The 14834-nt window shown below is 47.7% G+C and carries 11 protein-coding genes; 6 read left to right on the top strand and 5 right to left on the bottom strand.

Translation table 11 applies throughout. The annotated features are described in order from the left end of the window. Nucleotides 1-197: 197 nt before the first annotated feature. Together psrA and K0H60_RS10815 are read left to right on the top strand one after the other, a co-directional pair. Nucleotides 198-836 carry a TetR family transcriptional repressor PsrA gene (gene psrA / locus K0H60_RS10820; protein WP_011622813.1) on the top strand — a complete coding sequence of 213 codons (639 nt, stop codon included), beginning with the start codon at nt 198-200 and terminating at the stop codon, nt 834-836. Nucleotides 837-851: 15 nt separating this feature from the next. Then, entirely contained in the window at nt 852-3131 is a 2280-nt protein-coding gene (locus K0H60_RS10815) for an acyl-CoA dehydrogenase (protein WP_220055706.1), read from the top strand. A gap of 135 nt (nt 3132-3266) precedes the next feature. On the opposite strand, the gene pyk is transcribed toward K0H60_RS10815, so the two are convergent. After that, nucleotides 3267-4706, bottom strand: a complete 1440-nt coding sequence (pyk, locus tag K0H60_RS10810) for a pyruvate kinase (RefSeq protein ID WP_220055705.1) — start codon at nt 4704-4706, stop codon at nt 3267-3269. A gap of 185 nt (nt 4707-4891) precedes the next feature. Further along, nucleotides 4892-5746 (bottom strand): MurR/RpiR family transcriptional regulator, encoded by an 855-nt coding sequence (locus tag K0H60_RS10805; RefSeq protein WP_011622810.1) that lies wholly within the window; start codon nt 5744-5746, stop codon nt 4892-4894. 312 nt (nt 5747-6058) lie between these two features. On the opposite strand from K0H60_RS10805, the gene zwf reads away from it, so the two are divergent. Genes zwf through K0H60_RS10785 form a run of 4 tightly spaced genes read left to right on the top strand, consistent with a single transcriptional unit; the run spans nt 6059 to nt 10740 of the window. Continuing rightward, the gene (gene zwf / locus K0H60_RS10800) at nt 6059-7531 is read left to right on the top strand and encodes a glucose-6-phosphate dehydrogenase (RefSeq protein WP_220055704.1); all 1473 of its coding nucleotides are present in this window, start codon (nt 6059-6061) and stop codon (nt 7529-7531) included. A gap of 9 nt (nt 7532-7540) precedes the next feature. Beyond that, nucleotides 7541-8239: a 6-phosphogluconolactonase gene (gene pgl, locus K0H60_RS10795; RefSeq protein ID WP_011622808.1), complete on the top strand. Its 699-nt coding sequence runs from the start codon at nt 7541-7543 to the stop codon at nt 8237-8239. A 12-nt stretch (nt 8240-8251) separates the two neighbouring features. Next, the gene (gene edd / locus K0H60_RS10790) at nt 8252-10078 is read left to right on the top strand and encodes a phosphogluconate dehydratase (protein WP_220055703.1); all 1827 of its coding nucleotides are present in this window, start codon (nt 8252-8254) and stop codon (nt 10076-10078) included. A gap of 20 nt (nt 10079-10098) precedes the next feature. After that, complete coding sequence (locus K0H60_RS10785; RefSeq protein WP_011622806.1) at nt 10099-10740, top strand: bifunctional 4-hydroxy-2-oxoglutarate aldolase/2-dehydro-3-deoxy-phosphogluconate aldolase; 642 nt, start codon at nt 10099-10101, stop codon at nt 10738-10740. 72 nt (nt 10741-10812) lie between these two features. On the opposite strand, the gene K0H60_RS10780 is transcribed toward K0H60_RS10785, so the two are convergent. The 3 genes from K0H60_RS10780 to K0H60_RS10770 all read right to left on the bottom strand — a co-directional run bounded on the left by K0H60_RS10780 (nt 10813) and on the right by K0H60_RS10770 (nt 14220). After that, the gene (locus K0H60_RS10780; protein ID WP_220055702.1) at nt 10813-12153 is read right to left on the bottom strand and encodes an anti-phage deoxyguanosine triphosphatase; all 1341 of its coding nucleotides are present in this window, start codon (nt 12151-12153) and stop codon (nt 10813-10815) included. A 25-nt stretch (nt 12154-12178) separates the two neighbouring features. After that, a complete protein-coding gene (gene yfbR, locus K0H60_RS10775) occupies nt 12179-12766 on the bottom strand; it encodes a 5'-deoxynucleotidase (RefSeq protein ID WP_208662477.1) in 588 nt (195 codons plus the stop codon). A 239-nt stretch (nt 12767-13005) separates the two neighbouring features. Beyond that, complete coding sequence (locus tag K0H60_RS10770; RefSeq protein ID WP_220055701.1) at nt 13006-14220, bottom strand: pyridoxal phosphate-dependent aminotransferase; 1215 nt, start codon at nt 14218-14220, stop codon at nt 13006-13008. Between the last annotated feature and the right edge of the window lie 614 nt (nt 14221-14834).

Below are 14834 nucleotides of genomic sequence, written 5' to 3'. Positions count from 1 at the left end.
TTTGTGTTAAGCATTCTACCTAAGCACAGTGTTTTTTGCACAGGACTTGATGACTTTTCATGGTTTTTTGCAACGGATGTGAGTGGGCTGTTAATCCATGTCAGCAGGGCGCAGCTTATTTGGCCATTTTTCGTTTGACAACTCCCATACCAATGTTTAATTTAAACGAGTGTTTTAAATTAATTCAAGGTCACGGAATGGCAAGTCGATCCGATACAAAAACTAGAATACTTGATGCCGCAGAAAAGCTATTTGCCGAAAGGGGGTTTTCTGAGACGTCATTGCGACTTATCACGAGCAAGGCGGAGGTTAACTTAGCCTCGGTGAATTATCACTTTGGCTCTAAAAAAGAGTTAATCCGCGCCGTGTTAGCCCGCTATTTAGACGTGTTTATGCCCGCCGCATCGACGGCCATAAAACGTTTGCATACCGCGCCAACACAAGCTTCGTTAGAGGAGATTTTCTCTGCTTTAGTCGATCCATTATTGGATTTGAACGAGCTGCGCACCGAAGGGACGACAATTTTCCTACAATTGCTGGGTCGTGGTTACATTGAAAGCCAAGGCCACCTGCGTTGGTTTATCACCACCCATTATGGGCAGCATTTAGACACCTTTGTAAAAGCTGTTTCGGCCAGTGCACCGCATATTCCTCCTGCTGAAATGTTCTGGCGCTTACACTTTACCCTAGGCACGATTGTTTTCACTATGGCGTCAGCCGATGCACTCAATGATATTGCCGCGGCCGAATTTGGTGAGCATAACGACATCGAAGCCGTGATCCGTAAAGTGATCCCCTACATGGCCGCGGGCGTATCAGTCCCCGTGGCTTCTTAATAAAAGGTCTTGATTATGTTGACGATTATAATTATTGCCCTGATTGCGATTATTGCGCTGTTTGCAGTAAAAAGCCTTCGGATGCAATTTATCACCCAGCCTGTTTTTCACTTCTTTAAAAAAGTATTACCGCCATTATCCGATACCGAGCGCGAAGCGATGGAAGCGGGCGATGTGTGGTGGGAAGGCGAGTTATTCCGCGGTAATCCTAACTGGAATACCCTGCACAGCTACGGTAAACCTACTCTTACGGCTGAAGAGAAAGACTTTATCGATAATCAGGTGATGACCGCCCTGAAGATGATCGATGATTTCGACATTGTGCATAACCGTAAGGATTTGTCACCAGAGCTGTGGGACTACTTTAAGAAGGAAGGCTTCTTTGCGCTGATCATCCCGAAAAAGTTTGGTGGTCGAGCGTTTTCTGCCTACGCCAACTCAACGATTGTGAGTAAATTAGCCAGCCGCAGCGTGAGTGCTGCGGTTACTGTGATGGTGCCAAACTCATTAGGCCCTGGTGAGCTTTTGACTCACTATGGTACTAAAGAGCAAAAGGAGCGCTGGTTACCTGCATTAGCTAAGGGTGATGAGATCCCATGCTTTGCATTAACGGGCCCAGAAGCGGGCAGTGATGCGGGTGCTATCCCCGATGTGGGTATTGTTTGTCGTGGTGAGTTTAATGGCGAAGAAGTTTTAGGCCTTAAATTAACTTGGGACAAGCGTTATATCACCCTTGCACCTGTAGCAACCGTATTAGGTTTAGCCTTCCAGATGCGTGACCCTGATGGTCTGCTTGGCGATAAAAAGAATTTAGGCATTACCTGCGCCTTGATCCCTACCGATCACCCTGGTGTGGTGATTGGCCGTCGTCATAATCCACTCAACATGGCGTTTATGAACGGAACCACTAAGGGCGAAGAAGTCTTTATTCCGCTGGATTGGATCATCGGTGGTCCTGAGTTTGCGGGCAGAGGCTGGCGCATGCTGGTTGAATGTTTATCGGCGGGTCGTGGTATTTCTCTGCCTGCATTGGCTACGGCTTCTGGTCATATGGCGACCAAAACCACCACGGCTTACAGCTATGTGCGCCATCAATTTGGTATGGCGATTGGCAACTTTGAAGGTGTTCAGGAAGCGCTGGCGCGCATTATCGCAAATACCTATCAATTGGAAGCGGCGCGCCGTTTAACTACGACGGGTATCGATCTTAAAGTTAAACCTTCAGTAGTGACGGCGATTGCCAAATTCCACATGACTGAACTGGGCCGCGCGGTGATGAACGATGCGATGGATATTCAGTCGGGTAAGGGCATCCAATTAGGACCTAAAAACTACTTAGGTCACCCTTATATGTCGAATCCTATTTCGATCACTGTTGAAGGGGCGAACATTTTGACTCGTTCCTTGATGATCTTTGGTCAAGGTGCGACCCGTTGCCATCCTTATGTGTTGGCCGAAATGGAAGCCGCGGCGATGGAAAACGAGCACGATGCGCTCGAGCGTTTCGACTCGCTGTTAATGGGCCATATGGGTTACGCCACTCGTAACGCATTCAGTGCCATATTCAATGCTTTAACTGCCAGCCGTTTCGGTAGTGCGCCAGTGAGCGGCGAAACTAAGCAGTACTATAAAGATATGACACGTCTTTCATCGGCATTGGCCTTAATGACGGATATTTCGATGCTGATCATGGGCGGCGATTTGAAGCGTAAGGAAATGTTGTCGGCACGTATGGGTGATGTGTTAAGCCAACTGTACTTAGGGTCTGCCACCTTAAAACTGTTTGAAGACAATGGCCGGCAACAGGACGATTTACCCGCGGTGCGTTATGTGATGGCAAATCGCCTACATTTAGCGGCTAAAGCGCTCGAAGAAGTGATCCGTAACTTCCCGAACCGTCCATTTGCCTGGTTGCTACGTGCGCTGATTTTCCCAATCGGCAACCATTTCAACGCCCCGAGCGATAAAATGGCCACCGAATTGGTCTCTGGCATGCTAAAACCAAGTCCTGCCCGTGAACGCATTACTTTCCTATGCCCTGAGTTTGAAGGCGACGTGGGTGGTATTGCGGAGGTTGAACAGGCCTTTGTGGCGCAATATGCCTGTAAAGAGATTTACAAGAAGCTCAAGAAAGCACAACGCGCCGGTGAGTTACCAGCCAAAGTGCCTAACTTGGTGTTATTTGCTAAAGCGTTGGAGCAGGGCACTGTTACTGAAGATGAGCATCAAAAGCTGTTACATGCCGATAAGCTGCGCTTAGCGGCCATCAATGTGAATGATTTTGAAGCCTTATAATCTGCTTGGCTAGTACTACTGCGATCGTTTCTAGCCGTGACAAGAGATAAAAAAACCACCTCAATTGAGGTGGTTTTTGTTTTTAAGCTTGATGACTCTTAGCCTTTACGTCTAGCTAATGCCAATCAACAAAGATTAAGCAACGATCAATACTTTACAAGTGTTAGTGCCGCCGATAGTTTCCATCGCATCGCCCTTGGTCATTAATACCAAGTCGCCACTCTGTAGATAACCCGCAGTTGCTAATGATTCCAGCGCTTTTTGCGCTAACTCATCGGCAGGATAAATGGTTGAATCGAAGTAAATCGGTAACACACCACGGTACAGTGCCATCTTCGCCAGGGTTGTCTCATGACGTGATAAACCTAGGATTGGTAAAGATGAGCTGATTCGTGACATCAGTTTAGGTGTTGCGCCAGACTCGGTTAAGGCGATAATCGCTTTAACGCCTTCTAAGTGGTTAGCGGCATACATAGTGGAGAGTGCAATCGTTTCTTCAACTGAAGTGAAACGTGCATCTAATCTGTGCTTAGACACTTTCACGCTTGGGTGAGATTCGGCACCGATACACACATTCGCCATCGCCTTCACGGTTTCTTCTGGGAAGTCACCTGCTGCAGTTTCGGCAGACAGCATCACAGCGTCAGTACCATCGAGCACGGCGTTGGCCACGTCCATAACTTCTGCACGTGTTGGCATTGGGCTCGAAATCATTGACTCCATCATTTGAGTCGCAGTGATCACGATTTTATTCAGTTGACGAGAGCGAGCGATTAGCTTCTTCTGCACAGCAACCAGTGCTGCGTCACCAATCTCAACCCCTAAGTCACCACGGGCAACCATGACGACGTCAGAGGCTAAAATCACATCATCCATCGCTTCTTCGCTAGCAACAGCTTCGGCACGTTCTACTTTTGCTACGATCAAAGCATTGCTGCCAGCTTGTTGCGCTAAAGAACGGGCGTATTCCAGATCGGCGCCGCTACGTGGGAAAGACACGGCTAAGTAATCCACTTGGATCATCGCCGCAGTCAGAATGTCTGCCTTGTCTTTTTCAGTCAGAGCCGCTGCAGATAGACCACCACCTTGTTTGTTGATCCCTTTATTGTTTGATAGAGGGCCAGCAACGGTAACAGTCGTGTGCACTTTACGACCTTCAACGCGTTCAACTCGCAGTTGCACACGGCCGTCGTCGAGCATCAGGATATCGCCAACATTCACATCGTCTGGCAATTGCTTGTAGTCGATACCGACTTGATTCTCGTCGCCTTCGCCTTTACCTAACTCGGCATCCAGAATGTAGGCTTGGCCTAAGTTCAGTTGAACTTTCTTGTTGTCTTTAAAGGTTGATACACGGATCTTAGGACCTTGTAAGTCACCTAAAATAGCAACATGGACACCTAATTCTTTTGCAATTTCACGAGCTTGAGTCGCGCGTTTGAGATGATCTTCGGGGGAGCCGTGGGAGAAGTTTAGACGAACAACGTTTGCACCTGCCGCGATAATACGGCGTAAGTTATCGTCACGGTCAGTGGCGGGGCCCAGAGTGGTGACGATTTTGGTTCTGCGGAACATAAGATACTCCGTTAAAGTTAAAAAAATCTTGGGGCTATATTACCATGCAATTCCAAATTATGTAGTAAAGTTACAATCAAATTGATCTAAAGTTATGTTTCAAATTTGTGAGGTATCGCTGAAATTTGCTTTAAAAAAGGCTAGACGGACGATTTGCACTAGCCTTTTTTAAGATAGGAAGTGAATTACAGTATCGGATCTTTATTGATACGAGACTCTTTCAACACTTCTTTCACACGTTTTAAATTGTCACGGAAACGCGGGCCGCGGCGTAGGGTAAAACCAGTCGCCAATACATCTATAGTCACCAATTGCGCTAAACGCGAGGCCATTGGCAAATACATATCGGTATCTTCTGGCACTTCCATCGTCACGGGCAGTGTACATTCCATGGATAACGGTGAGTTACGAGCCGTAATACCAATTACAGCAGCGCCGTTTTCTCTCGCTAAACGCGCTATTTCAATCAATGACTTAGTGCGACCAGTATGGGAAATCAGCACCACAACATCGCCTTCATTGCTGTTAATACAGCTCATGCGTTGCATCAGAACATCGTCAAAACAGATGACAGGCACATTAAAACGGAAAAATTTATTCTGGGCATCATGGGCTACGGAGGCCGACGCGCCTAAACCAAAGAAGGAGATGGTTTTGGCTTGAGTCAGAATATCCACGGCTTTATTGATGGCAGTGACGTCTAAGCTTTGACGTGCTGTATCTAAGGAAGCCATTGAAGATTCGAAAATTTTTGTCGTGTAAGACTCAGGAGAGTCATCTTCTTCCACGTGGCGGCTCACATAAGGTGTACCGTTAGCGAGACTTTGCGCCAGATGTAACTTAAAATCAGGAAAGCCTTTAGTATCTAAGCGGCGACAGAAACGGTTCACAGTAGGTTCACTCACATCTGCCATCTTAGCTAGCGTGGCGATACTGGAATGAATTGCTGTTTGCGGAGAGGCTAAGATCACCTCTGCAACCTTGCGTTCTGACTTACTAAAATGGGTGAGGCTTTTTTGAACCTTTTCTAGGGTATTCATACGCGTACGTCCGCTAAATTGAGAATGTAATTTTATTTATTTTTGTTTAGTGCTGTTGATCTGTTTCAGGATCTCACTAATCGACACTGCTTAAGTAAGTTTTAAGTACATTTTTGAAATAAGAATTTACTATCATCAGTAATTTAAGCACAAAAAGCATATCAGATTTATGCCCTAGGTGCCTAGTTAGCTAGAATGTTAATATTGATAAAAATAGATGCATTTAACAAATTCTGTTGTTATATTACAACAAAAGTGTGGATTTCTTCATTGGCTTGAAGGGACACGACATACAAAGGAGAGCGTAACGCAATGGGCAAAACAACATCAGGCGCCAAAGCTTGTGACTTCGTACTCTTTGGTACTAAAGGCGACTTGGCACGACGCAAGTTGTTACCTTCTTTATACCAGCTAGATAAAGCTGAACTTCTGGATAAAAACACCAAAGTCATTGGGGTTGCCAAAGATGAGTTCAGTCAGGATGAATTTAGAGAACTCGTCATCCTTGCGTTAAAAACCTTCGTAAAAGAAGCCCTCTGTGAAGAGACTGTCCAACGCTTCTTGTCCCGCTGCCATTATGTCGGCACGAATTTCACCGAATCAGCAGGCTACAGCGCCTTCCATGAATTGCTCAAACCAGAAGAGCGCGTCATGGTCAGTTACTTTGCCACCCCTCCTGCGATTTTTGGCGATATCTGCCGCTGTTTACACGAACAAAATCTTATCCATAGCGATTCTCGCGTGGTACTCGAAAAGCCAATTGGCTCCGATCTCGCTTCTTCCCACGTGATTAACGACCAAGTTTCTGCCTACTTCAAAGAAAACCAAGTTTATCGTATCGACCATTACTTAGGTAAAGAGACAGTACAAAACCTGATTGCACTGCGTTTCGCTAACTCATTATTCGCATCTAAGTGGGACAACCGGACCATTGACCATGTCCAGATCACCGTTGCTGAAGAAGTGGGTATCGAAGGCCGTTGGGGTTACTTCGATAAAGCTGGTCAGATGCGCGACATGATCCAAAACCACTTACTGCAAGTGTTGACGCTGGTAGCCATGGATCCACCGGTTAACTTAGATGCCGACAGTATTCGCGATGAAAAAGTGAAAGTACTGAAGTCGCTGCGCCCAATCAATGCCGACAATGTGTATGAAAACACTGTCCGTGGTCAGTACAGTGCGGGCTTCCTCAAGGGCAGTCCAGTGCCAGGCTATTTAGAGGAAGAGGGCGCCAACCTTCAGTCCCACACCGAAACCTTTGTGGCACTGCGTGTCGATATCGACAACTGGCGCTGGGCGGGCGTGCCATTTTATCTGCGTAGCGGTAAACGCATGCCGTTCAAGAGCTCTGAAATTGTGGTGTATTTTAAGAACCCACCCCACAACTTGTATCGCTCAAGCTACCGTAACTTGCCACCTAACAAGTTAACCATCCGTCTGCAACCACACGAAGGGGTTGAGATCCAGATGATGAACAAGGTGCCGGGGCTAGAACAGAAGCAACGTTTACAAACCACCAAACTCGACTTGAGTTTCTCGGATACCTTTAAAAACGAGCGTATTGCCGATGCTTACGAGCGTCTGTTGCTCGAAGCCATGCTCGGTAACCAAGCGCTGTTCGTTCGCCGCGACGAAGTGGAACAAGCTTGGACTTGGGTGGATGGCATTATCCAATCATGGGAACAAAGTAACGAGAAACCGAAACCTTATCCTGCGGGCACCTGGGGACCTGTAGCGTCGGTCGCGCTGATCACCAAAGACGGCCGTTCGTGGGATGAATAGGGGGCTTCGATGATTAAAGAAACCGTATTTAAATCCTTTGATACACCCGCAGCACTTGAGCAACAGTTGGCGAATAAGATCGCCAGCCAGTTGCAAGAGGCCGTGGATGCCCGTGGTAAGGCAAGCTTAGTCGTCTCCGGCGGCTCAACACCACTGAAACTGTTTGAACTCCTCAGCATGAAATCCATCGATTGGAGTGATGTTTATGTCACGCTCGCCGATGAGCGCTGGGTAGATGTGGAAGACAGTGCATCGAACGAGCGTTTAGTGCGTGAACATTTACTGCAAAACCGTGCGGCCAATGCCAAGTTCCGCGGATTGAAGAATATGTTTTCCACCGCCGAAGCGGGCGCCGATATGACCGCCGAGTCGCTGTCTAATTTCCCGCGTCCCTTCGATGTGGTGGTGCTCGGTATGGGCAATGATGGCCACACTTGCTCATGGTTCCCTTGCAGCGCCGAACTAAATGATGCCTTGAGCACTCAAGCCCTGTGTGTGGCAACCAATCCCACCACGGCGCCCCACGGCCGGATCACATTATCTAAGAATGCGATCCTCAATAGCAGACAGATTTATCTGCATTTGGTCGGGGAACAGAAATTATCCGTATATCGTCAAGCCTTAGAAAATGATGATGTTAATGCTATGCCCATCAGAGCCGTGTTAGCGCAGCGTAAAACGCCCGTTGACGTGTTCTGGAGCGCTTAAGGAGTCACTCTCATGCACTCAGTCGTTCAATCTGTTACCGACAGAATTATTGCCCGTAGCAAAGCATCTCGTGAAGCGTATTTAGCCGCGTTAAATGATGCTCGTAACCATGGTGTACACCGTAGCTCGTTAAGCTGCGGTAACTTAGCCCACGGTTTTGCTGCTTGTAATCCAGATGACAAAAATTCATTGCGTCAACTGACTAAAGCCAACATCGGGATTATTACCGCATTCAACGACATGTTGTCTGCGCACCAACCCTATGAAACCTATCCTGATCTGCTGAAAAAAGCCTGTCAGGAAGTGGGTAGCGTTGCACAGGTCGCCGGTGGTGTACCTGCGATGTGTGACGGTGTTACTCAAGGTCAACCCGGGATGGAACTGAGCCTACTGAGTCGTGAAGTGATTGCCATGGCGACGGCGGTGGGCTTATCCCACAATATGTTTGATGGTGCCTTATTACTGGGTATTTGCGACAAAATCGTGCCGGGGCTATTAATTGGCGCCTTAAGTTTTGGCCATTTACCTATGCTGTTTGTGCCCGCCGGCCCAATGAAGTCGGGTATTCCCAACAAGGAAAAAGCCCGTATTCGCCAGCAATTTGCCCAAGGTAAAGTCGATAGAGCGCAGCTGCTTGAGGCCGAAGCGCAGTCTTACCACAGCGCTGGCACTTGTACTTTCTACGGTACGGCGAACTCGAACCAGCTGATGCTCGAAGTCATGGGGCTGCAATTACCGGGTTCATCCTTCGTGAATCCAGACGATCCACTGCGCGAAGCCCTGAATAAAATGGCGGCCAAGCAAGTATGTCGCTTAACCGAACTGGGCACTCAATACAGCCCAATCGGTGAAGTCGTTAACGAAAAATCCGTGGTGAACGGCATAGTGGCGCTGCTGGCAACAGGTGGCTCAACTAACTTGACCATGCACATTGTGGCGGCGGCGCGTGCGGCCGGCATTATTGTGAACTGGGATGATTTTTCTGAATTATCTGACGCGGTTCCTTTGTTGGCCCGTGTTTATCCAAACGGTCATGCCGACATTAACCACTTCCATGCCGCAGGTGGTATGGCTTTCCTTATCAAGGAATTACTCGATGCAGGCTTACTGCACGAGGATGTCAATACAGTTGCCGGTTTTGGTCTACGTCGCTACACCCAAGAGCCAAAATTACTAGATGGCGAGCTGCGTTGGGTCGAAGGTCCAACCGTCAGCTTAGATACCGAAGTGTTAACCTCTGTGGCTACGCCTTTCCAAAACAATGGTGGCTTAAAACTGCTTAAAGGTAACTTGGGCCGCGCTGTGATTAAAGTGTCAGCCGTGCAAGAAAAGCATCGTGTAGTTGAAGCGCCAGCCGTGGTGATTGACGATCAAAATAAACTCGACGCGCTGTTTAAATCCGGCGCGTTAGACCGAGATTGTGTGGTGGTAGTAAAAGGCCAAGGGCCGAAAGCCAACGGTATGCCAGAGCTACACAAGTTAACCCCGCTGTTAGGCTCTTTGCAGGATAAAGGCTTTAAAGTGGCACTGATGACCGACGGTCGTATGTCGGGCGCATCGGGCAAAGTGCCTGCAGCGATTCACTTAACGCCTGAGGCTATCGATGGCGGGCTAATTGCCAAAGTGCAAGATGGCGATCTTATTCGTGTCGACGCGCTAACGGGGGAGCTGAGCTTATTAGTCTCTGATGCCGAACTTGCCGTGAGAACCGCTGCTGAAATCGATTTACGCCACTCACGCTATGGAATGGGCCGTGAGTTGTTTGGGGCACTGCGTTCAAACTTAAGCAGTCCAGAAACCGGTGCGCGCAGTACCAGCGCCATTGACGAACTTTATTAATACAAAGGAAGAATACCGCAATGCTTGAGAATAACTGGTCATTACAACCACAAGATATTTTTAAACGCAGCCCTATTGTTCCTGTTATGGTCATTAACAAGATTGAACATGCGGTGCCGTTAGCAAAAGCCTTAGTCGCTGGCGGGATCAGCGTTTTGGAAGTGACATTACGTACTCCATGCGCCCTTGAAGCTATCACTAAGATCGCACAAGAAGTGCCTGAGGCGCTTGTTGGTGCGGGCACCATTTTAAATGAAGCCCAGCTCGATCAAGCGATTGCCGCCGGTGCGCAATTTATTATCACCCCAGGTGCGACGGTCGAACTGCTTAAAGCCGGTATGCAAGGCCCTGTGCCTTTGATCCCTGGCGTTGCCAGCATCTCCGAAGTGATGACAGGCATGGCGCTTGGTTACACTCACTTTAAATTCTTCCCAGCGGAAGCCTCGGGCGGTGTGGATGCGCTAAAAGCATTCTCAGGCCCATTAGCGGATATCCGTTTCTGCCCAACGGGTGGTATTACGCCAAGCAGCTATAAAGATTATTTAGCGCTGAAGAATGTGGATTGTATCGGCGGCAGCTGGATTGCCCCAACCGATGCGATGGAGCAGGGCGATTGGGCGCGCATCACTCAACTATGTAAAGATGCGATTGGCGGACTCTAAGCCGTTTAAACGCAGAAAACGCACTGATAATAAAAAACCACCTTGCGGTGGTTTTTTATTATCAGTTCAGTATTACATCTCTTTGCTGAGTTCCACGTTCGAGCCGGCCTTGGGGCTAAATAACTGCTGGTACAGTCGTCCGGCAAATTCGTCCGTCATACCAGAAATATAATCCGCCAATACTCTATGGCTGTTTTGGCCTTGCTGCTCGCTGGTGCGCCAACGTTCTTGGGTATTAAGTGGTAATAACCGCTCAGGATCCGAGGCGAACGCTTCGAAGAGTCCCATCACTATCTGTTGGCCCTTGTATTCCAGCATTTGGATCTCGGGTTTACGGATAACGTATTTAAACACTAACTGCTTTAGCACATTGAGCGCATTAGCAAATTCGGGTTCGAGGCTGGCATTAAACCGCAGCAACGGTTCCTCGAAAGCCGGATCGTCGTTGATGATAATGGCGGTGACAAAACCATTCACTAAGGTGCCGATGGCATCTTTTCGTAGATGATGTTCATGGGAGAAGAGTTTAGTGCCAATATCGGCAAGCTCTTGGCGGATCCAAGGATCGCCACTGTGCTTAAGTGTTGGCGCCACATCCTGTTGCCATTGTGAGGCGGTCACTATGCCCATGACAATCGCATCTTCAAGATCGTGCACCGCGTAGGCGATGTCATCTGCCAGCTCCATAATCGAGCAATCGAAGGATTTAAACTGAGTGCGTAGATGGGGATAGTTTGGCTGCTGGCTCGGTTGAACGGAGGTAAAGCGCGCTCTGTCGGCAACGGATAACGGTTCCAGTACCCAATCGAAAATGTCGTTATCATCGTCGAATATGCCTTTAACAGGCGGCCATTGTGACGGTTTAAGCTGTCTGTGATTGGTGATTTCAGGATGTGATCCCGGCACAAACAGCAGTGATTGCGGTGCGGGATATTTTAAAATGCCGAGCATAGTACGGCGGCACAGATTCATCCCAAAGGCCTCTGTATAGGGCTCGAGTTTCGAGAGGATGCGAAAGGTCTGGCCATTGCCTTCAAAGCCGCCGTGGTGGCGCATCATATAGTTGAGCGCGACTTCACCGCCGTGGCCAAAGGGCGGATGACCAATATCATGGGCAAGACAGAGTGATTCGAGTAGGCTCATCGAGCCTAATAAGGGCTTATGCTCGGGATACTTACGGCTCAGCTGTGCCGCGATGCCCGTGCCGATTTGAGACACTTCGAGTGAATGGGTTAAGCGCGTGCGATAGAAATCATTCATGCCCACCCCAAGCACTTGGGTTTTGGCCTGTAGGCGGCGAAAGGCGGCGGAGTGGAGGATCCTTGCCCTGTCCCTTTGGAAAGGGCTTCGATGATCATTACGTCGTTGTTTATCTTCGCCATGGCGGCGTTCTTGCCAAACACTTGAGCTCATATGCATTCCTAGCGAGAGTGATACATCACAACATCTTGTTAATTTCGTCTAAATTCAAGGTGAAACTTGGCACAAAGCAATCCATAAAATATTTCACCGCCGGATCGGGATTGGCCGCCAACATGGCTTCGAGGCGTTTGCGCGCGGTATTAAATTCGGTATTGCCGGCGCGATTTTCCTCTAGACACTTAAGGTAAGCGCACAGGGTATCGGCGGATTTGACTATGGCTTTGTAAATCGGATCGGCGTAATCGCTGATAAATAAGCTGCGATAATCCTCTTTAAACTCATCGGGCACCATATCGAGCATGCGCTGCTCGGCAATGGCCTCAATCTTCTTATACTCGGCTTCGATTTCTTTATTAAAGTACTTTACCGGGGTCGGCAAGTCGCCAGTCAAAATCTCACTGGCATCGTGGAAAATCGCTAAACTCGTCGCCTGATGGGCATCGAGCGAGGTGCCAAATTTCTTATTACTGATAATAACGAGGGCATGGGCCACCATGGCAACTTGCAGTGAATGCTCTTGAACATTTTCGGTGCGCACGTTGTACATTAAGGGCCAGCGCTGGATAAGTTTCATTCGGGCGAGGTGGGCAAATAAATGACTCATAATGCTCCTTTATATGAATGCCGGACCGCACAACAGTAACTCGAGATAAATCGGCGAAATTGCGGCTTAAAAATACGGCTTAAAAAGTACGGCGATGAAACTTTAGCCTAACACAGGCAAGGGGATAAGTGAGTGGCATGATTGAAGAGATTTTACGCACTGCAAAAAATAAAGCGACCCAGAGGATCGCTTTAGTCGATAGTTAACTTAATGCCCGATTCGGCGATGAGCACAATGCACTATTGCTTGTAGGTCTCGAGGAAATTACCAAATTCTGTCAATGCCTTAGTCAAATCTTCCTTATAGGGTAAAAACACCACTCTTAAGTGATCCGGCTCTGGCCAGTTAAAGGCGCTGCCGTGCACCAAGAGGATTTTTTTATCCCTGAGCAAATCGAGTACTAAGCGTTCATCATCCCTGAGATTGAACTTCTTCATGTCCAGTTTGGGGAAGGCATACAGCGCGCCCTTGGGCTTTTTCACGCTGACACCTGGGATTTGGTTCAATAACTCATAGCAGGTATCGCGCTGCACGGTTAAGCGGCCGCTAGGTAAAATCAGCTCATTAATGCTTTGGTAACCTCCGAGCGCCGTTTGAATCGCATGTTGATTCGGCACGTTGGCACACAGACGCATCGAGGAGAGCATCTCTAAACCTTCGATATAGCTCTTGGCGGCTTTTAGATTGCCAGACAACATCATCCAACCGACACGAAAGCCCGCCGCGCGGTACGCTTTTGAGAGACCATTAAAGGTCACGGTTAAGATATCATCTGAGAGGCTCGCGGCCGGAATATGTTTAGCTTCGTCGTATAAAATCTTATCGTAGATTTCGTCGGCAAACAGGATCAGGTTGTGCTCGCGGCAGAGCTCAATCACTTCTAGTAATAATGCTTTACTGTAAACGGCGCCCGTTGGGTTGTTTGGGTTAATCAATACAATACCACGGGTACGGGGCGAAATTTTGCTCTTAATATCATCAAGATCTGGGAACCAATCCGCCTCTTCATCGCAGCGATAATGTACCGCTTTACCGCCGGCTAAATTGGCTGCTGCGGTCCACAGTGGATAATCGGGTGAGGGGATCAGCACTTCATCATCGGTGTTTAATAAGCCCTGCATGGCCATCATAATCAGCTCTGACACGCCATTACCGATATAGATGTCTTCGATATCGACGCCATGAATGCCCTGCGCTTGATAATGCTGCACAATCGCCTTGCGGGCAGAGAATAATCCTTTTGACTCACAGTAGCCTTGGGCACTGGGGAGATTGAGGATCACATCGCGCACAATTTCTTCCGGCGCTTCAAAACCGAAGGGGGCGGGGTTACCAATGTTGAGTTTGAGGATACGGTGTCCCTCGTCCTCTAAACGTCTGGCTTCCTTGTGCACTGGGCCGCGGATGTCGTAGCAAACAGTATCCAACTTGTTGGACTTGATGATAGGGCGCATTTACACCTCGAAACATGCAGTTAATTTAGGCTTAAGTTTGTGCACCATAACGAAATTATCTGGCTTAAGGAAGGGGGCTTGAGCACAAATAACAAGTTTTTTTCATCAAACTCGCTAGTTAAATATGCTTTAACTAAGCTTTAAATAAATTAAAACAAGTTTTAAATGCTGAATATCTTCAAATTATCAAACTAATGGACTGTTGGTTTTGATGGGGTCAGCCTTTGCGACTATCAAGCGGCTTGCTTAAGCTTCTACTCGCTTTTTAGAAACTCGAAAATCGACTCACGGGTTAAATGTTAATAAAATTGTTAATCAGTTTTTGCTTAACCGCTGATCTACTGGCGGTGATTTGAGTTAATGCGGTTTTATCGGGCGTTCAGCGATTTTTTGATATTTAGGCAGATTAACTGAATGCTTATTAAGCATTTAAGGTCAAATAAAGATTTCGTTGTACGTGATTAAAATTTTTTAAAATCAAATATATATATCATGACTTATTTCAGTATTAAAAATTATTTATGGTTAGCATAAATTTATAGTTGACTCGCTATTCGATGCGCTTTATTTTCTGCGCGATGTTTTTGGCAAGGCACCTAAGATAACAAGCTTTT

Source organism: Shewanella mangrovisoli, assembly GCF_019457635.1.
Taxonomy (GTDB): Bacteria; Pseudomonadota; Gammaproteobacteria; order Enterobacterales; family Shewanellaceae; genus Shewanella; species Shewanella mangrovisoli.
Note: the sequence above shows the minus strand (reverse complement) of the source record. Positions and strands in the feature narration are given on the sequence as shown.

What these genes read in the sequence shown, in the direction of transcription:
- psrA (WP_011622813.1), top strand. Translation starts at nt 198, where the DNA reads ATGGCAAGTCGATCCGATACAAAAACTAGAATACTTGATGCCGCAGAA.
- K0H60_RS10815 (WP_220055706.1), top strand. Translation starts at nt 852, where the DNA reads ATGTTGACGATTATAATTATTGCCCTGATTGCGATTATTGCGCTGTTT.
- pyk (WP_220055705.1), bottom strand. Translation starts at nt 4,706, where the DNA reads ATGTTCCGCAGAACCAAAATCGTCACCACTCTGGGCCCCGCCACTGAC.
- K0H60_RS10805 (WP_011622810.1), bottom strand. Translation starts at nt 5,746, where the DNA reads ATGAATACCCTAGAAAAGGTTCAAAAAAGCCTCACCCATTTTAGTAAG.
- zwf (WP_220055704.1), top strand. Translation starts at nt 6,059, where the DNA reads ATGGGCAAAACAACATCAGGCGCCAAAGCTTGTGACTTCGTACTCTTT.
- pgl (WP_011622808.1), top strand. Translation starts at nt 7,541, where the DNA reads ATGATTAAAGAAACCGTATTTAAATCCTTTGATACACCCGCAGCACTT.
- edd (WP_220055703.1), top strand. Translation starts at nt 8,252, where the DNA reads ATGCACTCAGTCGTTCAATCTGTTACCGACAGAATTATTGCCCGTAGC.
- K0H60_RS10785 (WP_011622806.1), top strand. Translation starts at nt 10,099, where the DNA reads ATGCTTGAGAATAACTGGTCATTACAACCACAAGATATTTTTAAACGC.
- K0H60_RS10780 (WP_220055702.1), bottom strand. Translation starts at nt 12,153, where the DNA reads ATGAGCTCAAGTGTTTGGCAAGAACGCCGCCATGGCGAAGATAAACAA.
- yfbR (WP_208662477.1), bottom strand. Translation starts at nt 12,766, where the DNA reads ATGAGTCATTTATTTGCCCACCTCGCCCGAATGAAACTTATCCAGCGC.
- K0H60_RS10770 (WP_220055701.1), bottom strand. Translation starts at nt 14,220, where the DNA reads ATGCGCCCTATCATCAAGTCCAACAAGTTGGATACTGTTTGCTACGAC.